The organism is Allobosea sp. RAF48, from assembly GCF_052114025.1.
Lineage (GTDB): Bacteria > Pseudomonadota > Alphaproteobacteria > Rhizobiales > Beijerinckiaceae > Allobosea.
Genome location: NZ_JBFRDZ010000001.1, coordinates 591428 through 605480 on the forward strand (window position 1 = coordinate 591428; position 14053 = coordinate 605480).

Annotated in this window: 13 protein-coding genes; 8 read left to right on the plus strand and 5 right to left on the minus strand. The window is 67.4% G+C overall.

Annotation, left to right across the window (positions count from 1 at the left end; translation table 11 throughout):
- The first annotated feature begins 59 nt into the window (after positions 1 to 59).
- The 8 genes from AB4Z10_RS02850 to AB4Z10_RS02885 all read left to right on the plus strand — a co-directional run bounded on the left by AB4Z10_RS02850 (position 60) and on the right by AB4Z10_RS02885 (position 7773).
- Positions 60 to 557: a DUF721 domain-containing protein gene (locus AB4Z10_RS02850; protein WP_441468836.1), complete on the plus strand. Its 498-nt coding sequence runs from the start codon at positions 60 to 62 to the stop codon at positions 555 to 557.
- A 94-nt stretch (positions 558 to 651) separates the two neighbouring features.
- Complete coding sequence (locus tag AB4Z10_RS02855) at positions 652 to 1272, plus strand: DsbA family protein (RefSeq protein WP_441468837.1); 621 nt, start codon at positions 652 to 654, stop codon at positions 1270 to 1272.
- A gap of 156 nt (positions 1273 to 1428) precedes the next feature.
- Complete coding sequence (locus tag AB4Z10_RS02860; protein WP_441468838.1) at positions 1429 to 4884, plus strand: chromosome segregation SMC family protein; 3456 nt, start codon at positions 1429 to 1431, stop codon at positions 4882 to 4884.
- Positions 4885 to 5128: 244 nt separating this feature from the next.
- The gene (locus tag AB4Z10_RS02865) at positions 5129 to 5479 is read left to right on the plus strand and encodes an AtpZ/AtpI family protein (protein ID WP_441468839.1); all 351 of its coding nucleotides are present in this window, start codon (positions 5129 to 5131) and stop codon (positions 5477 to 5479) included.
- 43 nt (positions 5480 to 5522) lie between these two features.
- Positions 5523 to 6287, plus strand: a complete 765-nt coding sequence (locus AB4Z10_RS02870) for a F0F1 ATP synthase subunit A (RefSeq protein ID WP_441468840.1) — start codon at positions 5523 to 5525, stop codon at positions 6285 to 6287.
- A gap of 61 nt (positions 6288 to 6348) precedes the next feature.
- Positions 6349 to 6576, plus strand: coding sequence for a F0F1 ATP synthase subunit C (locus AB4Z10_RS02875; RefSeq protein WP_038360954.1), 228 nt, complete (start codon positions 6349 to 6351; stop codon positions 6574 to 6576).
- Positions 6577 to 6709: 133 nt separating this feature from the next.
- The gene (locus tag AB4Z10_RS02880; protein WP_441468841.1) at positions 6710 to 7285 is read left to right on the plus strand and encodes a F0F1 ATP synthase subunit B family protein; all 576 of its coding nucleotides are present in this window, start codon (positions 6710 to 6712) and stop codon (positions 7283 to 7285) included.
- 11 nt (positions 7286 to 7296) lie between these two features.
- Positions 7297 to 7773 (plus strand): F0F1 ATP synthase subunit B family protein, encoded by a 477-nt coding sequence (locus tag AB4Z10_RS02885; RefSeq protein ID WP_441468842.1) that lies wholly within the window; start codon positions 7297 to 7299, stop codon positions 7771 to 7773.
- Between the two features lie 210 nt (positions 7774 to 7983).
- Here AB4Z10_RS02885 and AB4Z10_RS02890 read toward each other — a convergent pair whose 3' ends face one another.
- The 5 genes from AB4Z10_RS02890 to gcvT all read right to left on the minus strand — a co-directional run bounded on the left by AB4Z10_RS02890 (position 7984) and on the right by gcvT (position 13988).
- Positions 7984 to 9243, minus strand: coding sequence for a L,D-transpeptidase family protein (locus AB4Z10_RS02890; RefSeq protein ID WP_441468843.1), 1260 nt, complete (start codon positions 9241 to 9243; stop codon positions 7984 to 7986).
- Between the two features lie 125 nt (positions 9244 to 9368).
- On the minus strand, positions 9369 to 10943 hold the full coding sequence (gene gcvPB, locus AB4Z10_RS02895; protein WP_441468844.1) for an aminomethyl-transferring glycine dehydrogenase subunit GcvPB: 1575 nt from the start codon (positions 10941 to 10943) through the stop codon (positions 9369 to 9371).
- Positions 10943 to 12283 carry an aminomethyl-transferring glycine dehydrogenase subunit GcvPA gene (gene gcvPA / locus AB4Z10_RS02900; RefSeq protein ID WP_441468845.1) on the minus strand — a complete coding sequence of 447 codons (1341 nt, stop codon included), beginning with the start codon at positions 12281 to 12283 and terminating at the stop codon, positions 10943 to 10945. The genes gcvPB and gcvPA overlap by 1 nt, the downstream gene beginning before the upstream one ends.
- 142 nt (positions 12284 to 12425) lie before the next feature.
- Positions 12426 to 12800, minus strand: coding sequence for a glycine cleavage system protein GcvH (gene gcvH / locus AB4Z10_RS02905; protein WP_441468846.1), 375 nt, complete (start codon positions 12798 to 12800; stop codon positions 12426 to 12428).
- Positions 12801 to 12833: 33 nt separating this feature from the next.
- Positions 12834 to 13988 carry a glycine cleavage system aminomethyltransferase GcvT gene (gene gcvT, locus AB4Z10_RS02910; RefSeq protein WP_441468847.1) on the minus strand — a complete coding sequence of 385 codons (1155 nt, stop codon included), beginning with the start codon at positions 13986 to 13988 and terminating at the stop codon, positions 12834 to 12836.
- Positions 13989 to 14053 lie beyond the last annotated feature (65 nt).

Here is a 14053-nt window from a genome sequence, read left to right on the forward strand (position 1 = left end):
CAACGCCCCTGCCGCGCAACCGACTTGCCAGGCCGCCGGCCACTCGCGCAAACTGAGCCATGGCCGCAAAACCTCTCGCAGAGCTGATCGACGACTGCATCGCGCCCGCGCTCGCCGCGCAGGGCTTTGCCGGACGCGCCATCGTCTCGCTCTGGCCGGAGATCGTCGGCGAGCGACTGGCGGCGCGCTCGCGCCCGCTCAAGATCGACTGGCCTCGCCGCCGGCCTGCCCCCGGCGAGGCGACGGAGCCGGCGACAATGGTCGTGCGCGTCGAGAGCGCCTTCGCGCTGGAGATGCAGCAGCTCGGCCCGCTGGTGATCGAGCGGGTCAACACCCATCTCGGCTGGCGCGCCGTCGGCAAGCTCGTGCTCAAGCAGGGGCCGGTCGCGGCGCCTGTGACTGCGAAGCCAGCGCCGAAGCTCGACGGCGCGGCCGCCGCGCGGATCGACGAGCAGGTCGCCGGCGTTGCCGACGAGGGCTTGCGCGAAGCTCTGGCGCGGCTCGGCCGGGCTGTAGCGCTCAGCGCGAAAACGCGAGACCATGACACGGCTTCGTGAGGAGACCGCCCAGCGGCACGATGTGCTCTTGCCACAATCGCGCTGGCCTCTATAGCTCCGCAACCGCTTTTGGACCTTTCGGGGATTTCTCACGATGACGAACAGGCGACAGCTCCTGACCGGCGCGGCCGGCATCGCCGCTGCCGCGCTCGCCGGCGTTAGCGCCGCGCGGGCCCAGACCAAGCTTCCCGACGCCGGCCCTCTGGGCGATGTCTGGCTGGGATCCCCCGACGCCAAAGTCACCATCGTCGAGTACGCCTCGATGACATGCTCGCACTGCGCCCATTTCCATCAGGCGACCTGGCCGGAGCTGAAGAAGAAGTACATCGACACCGGCAAAGTGCGCTTCACGCTGCGCGAGTTCCCGCTCGATCCGCTGGCGACAGCGGGCTTCATGCTCGCCCGCTGCAACGGCAACGACAAGTACTTCCCGATGACGGACCTGCTCTTCGCGCAGCAGCGCAACTGGGCCTTCACCGACAAGCCGGTCGATGCGCTGGCCGCGCTGGTGAAGCAGGCCGGTTTCACACAGGAATCCTTCGAGGCCTGCTTGAAACGGCAGGATATCTATGACGCCGTCACGGTCGTGAAGGATGGCGGGGCCAAGGCTGGTGTGGATTCGACGCCGACCTTTTTCATCAACGGGCAGAAGCGTTCCGGTGCGCTCACGATCGCCGAGTTCGACAAGATCCTGGAGCCGCTCCTCGGCAACTGAGGGGGCGCGTGCTCTTTCCTTCTCCCCTCGGGGGAGAAGGTGGCCCGGCGAAGCCGGGTCGGATGAGGGAGGGATGGCAGAGCGGTCCATGACCGCCCTCATCCGTCCGCTTCGCAGACAGCTTCTCCCCCGAGGGGAGAAGGACATGGTGGCGCAATGCATCTGACGCGCCTCAAGCTCGCCGGTTTCAAGACCTTCGTCGAGCCGACCGAGTTCCTGATCGAGCCGGGGCTGACCGGCGTCGTCGGGCCGAATGGCTGCGGCAAGTCCAACCTTGTCGAAGCCCTGCGCTGGGTGATGGGCGAAAGCTCGTTCAAGAACATGCGCGGCTCGGGGATGGACGACGTCATCTTCGGCGGCTCGAACGAGCGCCCGGCCCGCAACATGGCCGAGGTCTCGCTCACCCTCGACAACAGCGACCGCAAGGCGCCGGCCGCCTTCAACGAGGCCGATGTCCTCGAGGTCACGCGCCGGATCGAGCGCGAGGAAGGCTCGACCTATCGCATCAACGGCAAGGAAGTGCGCGCCAGGGACGTTCAGCTCCTCTTCGCCGATGCCGCGACCGGCGCGCGCTCGCCAGCCCTCGTCCGGCAGGGGCAGATCAGCGAGATCATCTCGGCCAAGCCGCAATCGCGCCGGCGCATCCTGGAGGATGCCGCCGGCATCGCCGGCCTGCATAGCCGCCGCCATGAGGCGGAGCTGAGGCTGCGCGGCGCCGAAGACAATCTGACCCGGCTGGAAGACGTGCTCGGCGAGATCGACGGGCAGATCGACGCCCTGCAGAGGCAGGCGCGGCAGGCCGGGCGCTACCGCAGCCTCGCCGCCGATATCCGCCGCGCCGAGGCAACCCTGGCGGTGATTGCACTGCACGATGCCCGCGCCCAGGAAGCGCAGGCCTCCCGGGTGCTGGAAGAGGCGGTGCGCGGCGTCGCCGACCAGACCGGCATCCAGGCCGAAGCCGCCAAGCGGCAAGCCATCGTCGCCCATGAATTGCCAGCACTGCGCGAGGGCGAGGCGACAGCCGCAGCCGCTCTGGTTCGCCTCAAACGCGGCCTCGACGAGCTCGAAGCCGAGAATCGCCGCGCCCGGCAGCGAGCAGAAGAACTCGGGCGCCGTCTCGCGGAATTGCAGGCCGACCTCTCAAGGCAGGACAATATCGGCCGCGATGCCGCCGAAAGCCTTGCCCGGCTATCGGAGGAAGATGTCGCGCTCGCCCGCGAAGGCGAAGGCGCCGGATCAGGCGCGGAGGCCGCGACGGCAGCGCAGCGTACGGCCGAAGCCGCCCTCGCAGCGGCCGAAGCCGAACAGGCCGCCGCCCAGGCCGCACTGTCCGACCTCGCCGCGCGACGGGGCGCGCTGGAGCGTTCGTTGCGCGAGGCGCGCGAGCGGCAGGACCGTGCGGGCGGCGAGCGCGACAAGCTGCGCCGCGAACTCGACACGCTCGATGCTTCCGATACGAAGACGCTGCTCGACAAGCTGCGCGAAGCACTTGCGACGGCCGAGAAGGCGGTGAAGGCGGCAGAGGCCGATGTCGGTGCGGCGCGCACGGCGGTCGCGGCAGCGCGCGAGCGTGAAGCGGAGCTGCGTGGTCCGCTTGCCGAGGCGGACCGCCGGGCGCAGCGCCTCGACACCGAGATCGGCACGCTGCGCAAGCTGCTGTCCCCTGCCGCGGGCGACCGCTGGCCGGCGATCCTCGAAGCGGTCAGCGTCGCCAAGGGCTACGAGGTCGGGCTCGGTGCGGCGCTCGGTGACGATCTCGACGCTTCGACCGAAGCGGCAGCCCCCGCGCATTGGGACGATACCGGAGAAGGAAGCGGCGATCCTGGCCTGCCGAAAGGTGCCGAATCGCTGCTTGCATACGTCAAGGCACCCGCGGCCCTGAGGCGACGACTGGCACAGATCGGCGTCGTCACACGCGGCGAAGGCGAAATCCTGCGGCGAGAACTGAAGCAGGGCCAGATCCTGGTCTCGCGCGAAGGCGATCTCTGGCGCTGGGACGGCTTCACGAGTGCGGCCGATGCCCCCTCGCCCGCCGCCCGACGGCTCTCGGAGAAGAATCGCCTCGTCGATCTCGAACGTGAGGCACAGGCCGCGCGCGAGGCGGCGGACGCCGCCCGTAAAGTGCTGGATGCCGTCGGCGCCGAGGCGCGCAATGCGGCGCAGGCAGAAACCGCTGCGATCGAGGCCTCGCGGCTGGCGCGCCGCACTGTCGATCAGGCCCGCGAACAGCTCACCGCCGCCGAGCGCAAGGCGGCTGAGACGCTGGTCAAGCGTTCGACCCTGGCCGAGGCGATCAAGCGGCTCGGCCAGGCCGTGTCCGAGGCCTCTCAGCAAGCTGCAGCACAAGAAGCAGGGCTCGCCGCCCTGCCCGCCTCTGCCGAGCTCGAAAACACGCTGCTCAAGGCCCGCGTGCTGCTGGGCGAGGCCCGCGCCGCCGCCTCCGATGCGCGCGCTCGCGTTCAGACCCTGGCCCGAGAAGCCGAACTGCGCACCCGGCGCCGTGCCGCTATCGCCGCCGACATCAAGGCCTGGAAGGAACGAACGACGGCCAGTCTCCAGACCGCCGAGGAGACGCGGCACCGGATCGAGGTCGCCAGCGCCGAGCAGAAGACGCTGCTGGAAGCGCCCGACACCTTCCTGACCGAGCGGCGCCGGCTCGTCGCCGAGATCGAGCAGGCCGAGGGTGCGCGCCGCGCGGCGGCCGACAAGCTTGCCTCCGGCGAAACCGCGCTGGCGGAGGCCGACCGGCAGGCACGCATCGCCCTCGAAGGGCTGTCCGGCGCGCGTGAGCGCCGCGCCTCGGCAGAGGCGAGGCTGGACGCTGCGCGCCAGCGGGTCGCCGACATCACGCGCCAGATCGAGGACGGGCTCGAGACCGGGCTCGACGGGCTGCAGACCATCGCCGGAATCAAGCATGGCGATGCGCTGCCGGAGCCGGAGACGGTCGAGCGTCGGCTCGCCAATCTCAAGGGCGAGCGCGAGCGACTCGGCGCCGTCAATCTGCGAGCCGAGGACGAACTGGCCGAGGTGAAGGCCAAGCGCGAGGGACTTTCCGGCGAGCGCGACGACCTGACCGAAGCGATCCGCCGGCTGCGGCAGGCGATCGGGGCGCTGAACCGCGAGGGGCGCGAGCGGCTGCTCGCCGCCTTCGAGATCGTCAACGGCCATTTCCAGAGGCTCTTCGGCGTGCTGTTCGGCGGCGGCGAGGCGGAACTCAGGCTGGTCGATTCGGAAGATCCGCTCGATGCCGGGCTCGAGATCTTCGCCCGCCCTCCCGGCAAGAAGCCGCAGGTGATGACGCTGCTCTCGGGCGGCGAACAGGCGCTGACCGCGACCGCGCTGATCTTCGCGGTATTCCTGACAAACCCCTCGCCGATCTGCGTGCTCGACGAGGTCGACGCGCCGCTCGACGACGCCAATGTCGAACGCTACTGCGACCTGCTTGTCGACATGGCGCGAAACACCGAAACGCGCTTCATCCTGATCACCCACAACCCGATCACCATGGCACGGATGGAGCGGCTCTTCGGCGTGACCATGGCCGAGCGCGGCGTCAGCCAGATGGTTTCGGTCGACCTGGCCACCGCCGAGCGCATTCGCGACGCCGGCTGAGGACGCCGTTCTCCCGGCTGAAAAAATGCCACAATCGGCACCGCATTGCGGCAAGAATGTCGCACCTAGCCCGAATTTCCAAATATTCCAATGTGTTAGGTGTTATCCACGTGCCTTGACAGCGCCGGGGGCTGTCAATAAAGGAGGCCGTGCTGACGACGGCTCGATGCGCGGGTTTGATCGTGGTTATAGTGGTTTTTCGCTGGATCGCGGCGTAAACGCGGTCAAGACGGAGGCCAAGACCATGTCCGAACCCGACCCAAACGCCTCAGACTCGGAGTTGCGCGCAAGACTGGGTTCCCTGAAGTCCGCGATCAAACGGGCGGAAGAGACCGAAAAGCCGGGCGCGGGCCCGGCTGGAGAGGACAAAGCCCTCGCGGGTGCGATGTCTTCAGGCTTTCGCGCCGCGACGGATCTCGCAGGCGGCATCATCGCAGGCGCCCTGATCGGGTACCTCGGCGACCGGTGGCTGGGAACGTCCCCGTTCCTGCTGATCGCCTTCCTGGTGATCGGAGCCATCGCGGGCTTCAGATCCGTCTATCGGCTCGGTTCGCGTCCGACCTCAGGGTCGAACGGCGGCCCGAAGGCGAATTGATCGAAAGGCGGCCCCTCCGGGCCGCGCGACGAGGTACGAGACCATGGCGGCCGGCGGCGGAATCGATCCGATCCACCAATTCCACATTGCTCCCATCGTGGAGCTGAAGCCGTTCGGCATCGACCTCTCCTTCACCAACACCTCGCTGTGGATGGTGATCGTGCTCGCCGTCGTCTCGGCGATCATGATCTACGGCTCGAGCCAGCGTGCGGTCGTTCCCGGCCGCCTGCAGTCGCTCGCCGAGATGATGTATGAGTTCGTCGCCTCGACCATGACCGGCGTCATGGGCAAGGAGGGGCTGAAGTTCTTCCCCTTCGTGTTCTCGCTGTTCACCTTCGTGCTGGCGAGCAATCTGCTCGGCCTGCTGCCCGGCTCCTTCACCGTCACCAGCCAGATCATCGTCACCGCCGCCCTGGCGCTGCTCGTCATCAGCATCGTGGTGATCTACGGCGTCGTGAAGCACGGCACCCATTTCTTCGGCCTCTTCGTGCCGTCAGGCGTGCCCGGCTGGCTGCTGCCCTTCATGGTGCTGATCGAGGCGGTCTCCTTCCTGTCGCGGCCGGTTTCGCTCTCGCTTCGTCTGTTCGGCAACATGCTCGCCGGCCACATCGCCCTCAAGGTCTTCGGTGGCTTCGTCGTCGCGCTGCTCGGCTCGGGCGCCGTGCTCAGCTACGCCATCGCGCCGCTGCCGCTGCTGCTGGCGGTTGCGCTCACCGCGCTCGAGGTCCTCGTCGCGGCTCTGCAGGCCTACGTCTTCGCGATCCTGACCTGCGTCTATCTCAACGACGCGCTGCACCCGGGCCACTGAGCCCAAGCCGCGCTCGCGAGAGTTCAACCCGCCCTTTAGCCTTCCACACTGGAGAAACATCATGGATCCTGTTGCAGCCAAGTTCATCGGCGCTGGTCTCGCCTCGCTCGGCATGGGCCTTGCCGCCATCGGCGTCGGCACCATCTTCGGCAACTTCCTCTCGGGCGCCCTGCGCAACCCGTCGGCCGCTGACGGCCAGTTCCCGCGCGCCTTCATCGGCGCGGCGCTCGCCGAAGGTCTGGGCATCTTCGCGTTCGTCGTCGCGCTCGTCCTGCTCTTCGTGGTCTGACGTTTTCGTCGACCGCTTTCTCGTCGCGCGCGCCGGCCATCTTTCGGCCACGTGCGCGGCGGTTCCTTTTCTCTGCGCTGAAAGGCACCCCATGCCGGTTCGATCTTCAGGGTTCGTCGGACAAGGATGGCCGGTGGCTGTCGCCTCGTTCGCCACTCTGCTGGCTGGCGCGGCGCAGGCTGCCGAGCAGCAACACGGCCTGAGCGGCGAGAAGGCGTCTTTCCCGCCCTTCGACCCGGCTCACTTCGCCAGCAACCTGTTCTGGCTCGCCATCACCTTCGCAGCTCTCTACTGGCTGATGTCCAAGGTCGCGCTGCCGCGCCTCGGCTCCATCCTGGAGGAGCGCGCGGAGACGATCGGCCGCGATCTCGATCAGGCCACGCAGATGCAGGCCAAGGCCGAGGACATGGCGCAGGCCTATGAAAAGGCCCTCGGCGAGGCTCGCAAGAACGCCCAGGGCATCGCCCAGACGGCGCGCGACACCGGCGCCAAGGCCAGCGAGGCCCAGCGCCACGCGACCGAGGCAGAGCTTGCCGCCAAGCTCGCCCAGGCCGAGGCGGCCATCGCCAAGACCAAGGTCGATGCCATGAGCAATGTGCGCGATCTCGGCGGCGACATTGCCGTCGCCATCGTCACCAAGCTCACCGGTCAGGCTCCCAGCGCCAACGAGGCGTCGGCTGCTGTCGACCAGGCCCTGACCCGCGGCTGAGGAGAGATCAGATGGATACTTTCTGGGTCGGCGTCGCGCTCGTCATCTTCCTCGCCATTCTGGTCAAGTTCGGCGTGCCGGGCGCGATCGTGAAGGCTCTCGACGCTCGCGGCGAGAAGGTCGCGCAGGAGCTGGCGGAAGCCCGCCGCCTGCGTCAGGAGGCTGAGAAGCTGCTCGCCGAGTACGATGCGAAGCGCAAGGCCGCCGAGGCCGAGGCTGCCGAGATCGTCTCTTCCGCCAACGAAGAGGCCAAGCGTCTCGCGGCAGAAGCCGAGGCCAAGCTTGCGGATTTCGTCTCCCGCCGCACCAAGGCGGCCGAGGAGAAGATCGCCCAGGCCGAAAGCCAGGCCGAGGCCGAGGTTCGCGCCGCCGCTGCGGAGGCAGCCACCAAGGCGGCCGAGACCATCCTGCGCGGCCAGATGGCCGGCAAGGCTGGCGAAGCCGCCTTCGCTGCGGGGCTGAGTGAGATCAAGGCCAAGCTCAACTGAGCTCAGCCGGATCGCTCAAAAGTTCGACGCCGCGCTCTTCGGAGCGCGGCGTTTTCATTTTGACGCCTGGCAAGAGCGAGTGACGCATCATCTCGGGCTTGCCCCGAGCATCTCATGCCGAAGCAGCCTCTTGCGCCGGTTCCGTCTCGAGATTCTCGGGTCTACGCTCCGCTTCGCCCGAGAATGACGCAGGCATGCATCAGGCCGCCTTCAGTTGCTGGCGGTTGTCGCCGGGCCAGGAGCGCTGCCTGCCGCGGTCACCGGGCGGATCGCCGGTCGCGCCGGAGGAGCGGCGGCCGCCTTCGGCTTCGGCTTGCGCGGCTGGATCGTCGAGGTGACGATGCCCTGCGGGGTATCGAGCCCATAGATATCGTCGCGGAACTGAACCTGCCCGTCCGCGCCCTGCCAGCCGGTGAGATAGACCCAGGCGACCGGCACGGATTTCTTGAGCGGGATGTTCTTGCGCTCGCCCTTGGCGATCTCATCCTCGATCGCCTGGCGGTTCCATTCCGAGCCTTCCAGCAGCCAGGCTGCGAGATCCCGGACGCCCTCGATGCGCGCACAGCCAGATGAATTGAAGCGCACGTCGTTGCGGAACAGCGTCTTCTTCGGCGTGTCATGCATGTAGACCGCATCGCTGTTGGGCATGTCGATCTTGAGCTGGCCGAGCGAGTTGGTCGGCCCAGGCTCCTGACGCACGTAGAAATAAGGGTTCGTCAGGGTCGACCAGTTGACGCTCTTGGGGTCGATTTCCTTGTTCTCCGCACCGAGCAGCTTCATGTTCGACTTGGCGATGAAACCCGGATCCTTGCGCATATGCGGGATCACGTCGGCCTTCACGATCGACATCGGCACCGTCCAGTACGGGTTGAGATTGACCGAGGTGATGTTGGCCTGGATCACCGGCGAAGGCCGGTCCGGCCGGCCGACGATGGCGAGATGGCGCTGAGCGACCGTGCCGTTCTCGACCGCCTCGACGCTGGCGCCGGGGATGTTCACCACGACATAGCGGCTGGCGAAGTTGAAGCCGTTGCCCTTGAGGCGCTCCAGTGTCGCGGTGAGCTGGTTCAGGCGCGCTTCGACCGGCGTGTTCATGGCCTTGAGGGTCAGGCGCCCGACCGTGCCGAGATCCGACAGGCCGTGGCGGCGCTGGAAGCGCTTCACGGCCTCGGTTACGACTGCGTCATAGCTGTCGCCCGCCATGGCTTCCGGCGCGAGATCGCCGCTGGCGAGCAGCCGCTGCTTCAGCGCGATGACATCCGCGCCCTGCGAATCCGGTTTCAGGGCGCTGGCGCTGCCGGGCACCTTGGGCCAGCCACCGCGGCTGGCGACATCCTCATGGGCGATCAGCGCTTCGAGCGTGCGGTCATAGGTGTTCGGGCCGTAGCTCGGCTCGTTCGCACGCACGATCGCCGTCGAGGCCAGCAGGAGCGCGGCCGCCGCGGCGAGGATGGAGGGACGCATAGACATGAAAACCCCCGGGCCGCAGAGAGCGGCACCGGGGGATCATTCCTCGACATGGTCAAGGAATGTTTAAGAAGTGGCCGTCGTCCTTCACCATGCTGACGAATGCCGTCAGCATGGGCTGGAGCGCCTTACTCCGCAGCCTTCGCCGGGGCCGGCTTTTCCCACTTCAGCACCGGCTGGCGGGCGGCGCGGGTCTCGTCGAGGCGACCGATCGGGGCATGATGCGGCGCGCTCGTGAAGCGCTCCTTGTCGTTGCCCTTGGCCGACATGGCGAGGTCGCGGAGCGTCGCGATGAAGAGGTCGAGCGAGGCCTTCGATTCCGACTCGGTAGGCTCGATCAGCATGGCGCCGTGGACGACGAGCGGGAAATAGACCGTCATCGGATGGTAGCCCTCGTCGATCATCGCCTTGGCGAAATCGAGCGTCGAGACACCGGTGCCCTTGAGCCACTCGTCGTCGAACAGCACCTCGTGCATCGACGGATGGTCCGGGAACGGCAGCGACATCAGGTCACTCAAGCCGGCGCGGATGTAGTTGGCGTTCAGCACCGCATCCTCGGAGGCCTGGCGCATGCCGTCCGAGCCGTGGCTGAGCATATAGGCGAGCGCGCGGACATACATGCCCATCTGGCCGTGGAAGGCGGTCATGCGGCCGAAGGGCTTGTTCCCTTCCGGCGCTTCCTCGCGCGTCTCGATCAGATGCAGCCTGCCATCGTCCTCGACATGGATGAAGGGCACGGGCGCGAAGGGGGCCAGACGCGCGGAGAGCACGACCGGGCCGGCACCGGGACCGCCGCCGCCATGGGGCGTTGAGAAGGTCTTGTGCAGGTTGATGTGCATGGCGTCGACGCCGAGGTCGCCCGGACGCGCCTTGCCGACGATGGCGTTGAAGTTGGCACCGTCGCAGTAGAAATAGGCGCCCGCCTCATGCATCGCCGCAGCGATCTCGACGATCTGAGGCTCGAAGATGCCGCAGGTGTTCGGGTTGGTCAGCATGATCGCGGCGATGTCCGGCCCGAGCAGGGCCTTCACATCCTCGACCGCGACGGTGCCGTCCGGACGGGCCGGAACGGCCTTCACCGAGAAGCCGATCAGCGCCGCGGTCGCCGGGTTGGTGCCGTGGGCCGATTCGGGGACGAGCACGACGTTTCGGGACGCGCCCTCCCCCTTCGCCTCGATCGCAGCCTTGATCGCCATCATGCCGCAGGCCTCGCCATGGGCGCCGGCCTTCGGGCTGAGAGCGACGGCCGGCATGCCGGTCAGCGTCATCAGGTAGCGGGCGAGCTCCAGCATCAGTTCGAGCGCGCCGGGCACGGTCGAGAACGGCTGCAGCGGATGCACGTCGGAGAAGCCCGGCAGACGCGCCATCTTCTCGTTGAGGCGGGCATTGTGCTTCATCGTGCAGGAGCCGAGCGGGAAGAGCCCGGTGTCGATGCCGTAGTTCTTCTGGCTGAGGCGCACGTAGTGGCGCATCGTCTCGGGCTCGGAGAGGCCGGGCAGGCCGATCTCGCCCTGGCGGGCGTGCTTGCCGAGGCGCGACTTGAACGGCGCCGGCTTGTCGATGTCGACGCCGGTCGCCTCGTGATGGCCGATCTCGAAGATCAGCGGCTCGATCTGCTGGAGGGCCTTGTTACCGGTGAAGGTGGCGCGCTCCTCATGCGAGGCCGCGCCGGCCTGGGTGGGACGTCCCTGACGGTTCAGCATCACAGCACCTCCGCGAGCGCCTTGGCGAAGGCCGCCCGGTCATCATCGGTATTCACTTCGGTAGAGGCGACGAGCAAGAGATCGTCGAGCCCGGCATCCGGCATCAGCCGCGAGACCGGCACGCCGGCCAGGATGCCCTTCTGCACGAGAGCCTCGACCACTTCAGCTGCAGGCTTCGGCAGCTTCACGGTGAACTCGTTGAAGAAGCTCTCGTTGAGCACCGAGACCCCCTTCACGCCCGCAAGCAGGTCGGCGAGCTTCACGGCATTGGCGTGGTTCACCTCGGCGAGGCGGGCGAGACCGGTCTGGCCGAGCAGCGTCATGTGGATGGTGAAGGCCAGCACGCAGAGGCCAGAATTGGTGCAGATGTTCGAGGTCGCCTTGTCCCTGCGAATATGCTGCTCGCGGGTCGAGAGCGTCAGCACGAAGCCGCGCTGGCCGGTCGAATCGACCGTCTCGCCGCAGAGCCGGCCCGGCATCTGGCGGATATATTTCGACTTGGCGGCGAAGAGGCCGACATAGGGCCCGCCGAAATTCAGCGCGTTGCCGATCGACTGGCCCTCGCCGACGACGATATCGGCATCCTGCGCGCCCGGAGGCACGACGGCGCCGAGCGAGACGACCTCGGTGAAGACCGCGATCAGCAGTGCGCCATGGGCGTGGGCCTTCTCGGCGATCGGCTTCAGGTCGCGCAGGTTGCCGAAGACATCCGGCGACTGAACGACGACGCAGGAAACGCTGTCGTCGATCTGCGAAAGAATGTCCTCGCCGGCCGAGACGTCGGGCTTTAGCGCCACGACCTCGTCATTCGCCATCTCCGAGAGCGTCTTCACCACTTCGGTGTAGTGTGGGTGCAGGCCACCGGAGAGCACCGCCTTGCGGCGCCTGGTGACGCGGTGCGCCATGAGGACCGCTTCGCCGGTGCCGGTCGAGCCGTCATACATCGAGGCGTTGGCGACCTCCATGCCGGTCAGCGCGGCGATCTGCGTCTGAAACTCGAAGAGATACTGCAGCGTGCCCTGCGCGATCTCGGGCTGGTAGGGCGTGTAGCTGGTCAGGAATTCCGAGCGCTGGATCAGGTGATCCACCGTCGCCGGGACATGGTGCTTGTAGGCGCCGGCGCCGACGAAGAACGGCACAGCGGAGGCGGCAATGTTCTTGCCGGCCATCTTGCCGAGAATGCGCTCGACCTCGAGCTCGCCCTTGGCGCGGGGCAGATCGACCGGGGCCGTCAGGAGCTTTCCGGCGGGCACATCGCTGAACAGTGCATCGATGTCGGAGACGCCGACCCGCGCGAGCATGTCCTCGCGGTCGGTATCGGTGAGCGGGAGATAGCGCATGGGGGTTCCTATTGTGCTCTGCGCGGTTTTCAACGACGCCATGCTCGGGCTTGACCCGAGCATCTCTTCAACCAGCATCTTCTCGTCATGAGATTCCCGGGTCGCCGCTTCGCGCCGCCCGAGAATGATGTGCCGCTCGTACTCAGAGCGTCTTCACGTAGTTCTGGTACTCTGCCTCGTTCATCAGCCCGTCGAGTTCGGCCGCGTCCTTGATCTTGATCTTGAGGAACCAGCCCTTGCCGGCCGGGTCCTCGTTGACGGTGCCCGGCGCGCCTTCGAGCTCGGCATTGACCTCGACGACCTCGCCGGAAACCGGGGCGTAGACCTCGGAAGCGGCCTTGACGCTCTCGACGACGGCGGCCTCGCCGCCCTTGGTCAGCGCCTTGCCGACCGTGGGCAGCTCGACGAAGACGACGTCGCCGAGCTGGGACTGGGCATAGTCGGAGATGCCGACAGTGCCGACGTCGCCTTCGATGCGGATATATTCGTGGTCCTTGCTGTAGCGGGTCTCGGCCATGGTTTCCTCCTGGCGAAAAATCGAAAAATCAGATCAGCGCTTGTAGCCGTTGGGAACGAAAGGCATCGGCGCCACCACCGCCGGCAGCGGCTTGCCGCGCACGATGAGGTTGAGCTTGGTGCCCGGCGCGGAATGGGTCTTGGCGACATAGCCCATCGCGCAGGGGCCGTTCAGCGTCGGGCCGAAGCCGCCCGAGGTGACGGAGCCGATCACCTCGCCTTCCGGCGTCGCGATCTCCGTCCCCTCGCGGGCCGGGGCACGACCTTCCGGCAGCAGGCCGACGCGGATGCGCGAGACGCCCTCGGCCAGTTCGCGCTGGATGCGCGCTGCTCCGGGGAAGCCGCCCTCCTCGCGGCGGCGCTTCTGGATCGACCAGTTGAGCGCGGCCTCGATCGGGGAGGTCGCGGTGTCGATGTCGTGGCCGTAGAGGCACAAGCCCGCTTCGAGCCGCAGCGAATCGCGGGCCCCCAGCCCGATCGGCTTGACACTGGCGTCGAGCAGCAGCGTGTCCCAGATCTCGCCGATCTTGGCCGCGGCCGCGGAAATCTCGTAGCCGTCCTCACCGGTATAGCCGGAGCGGCTGACATTGGCCTTGATACCCGCGACCTTCATGGTGCGCGAGGACATGAAGCCCATCTCGGCGGCTTCCGGCGCGATCTTCGCGAGCGCGGCTTCGGCGCCCGGCCCCTGCAGCGCGATCAGGCCGCGATGCTCGGCCTTGACCAGCTTCACATTGGCCGGCAGCCGCGCCTCGATATGGGCGTAGTCGGCGTCCTTGCAGGCGGCGTTGACGACGAGATAGAGCGCGCCATCCTCATCGGGATCGATCGAGCGCGTCACCATCAGGTCGTCGAGGATGCCGCCCTCCTCGTTGAGAAGCTGCGAATAGCGCTGCTTGCCGGGCGCGAGATTGACGATGTCGGCGGGAATCAGCGCTTCCAGCGCCTTTGCCGTGGTCTCGTGGTCGGGGCCGACCAGGAAGGCCTGGCCCATATGCGAGACGTCGAAGAGCCCTGCCTTCTCGCGCGTCCAGTTGTGCTCGGTCAGGATGCCGGCCGGGTACTGCACCGGCATGTCGTAGCCGGCGAAGGGCACCATGCGGGCACCGAGCGCGACATGGCGGGCATGAAGCGGCGTCTTCAGCGGCGCGGGCGCGCCGGCGGTATCGATAGTGGCCTCGGCCGCCATGGCGTGCCCCTCCCAGAGTCAAGCGCAAGCCCCGGACAATATCGTCCGGAACGCGCCCCCTCTGT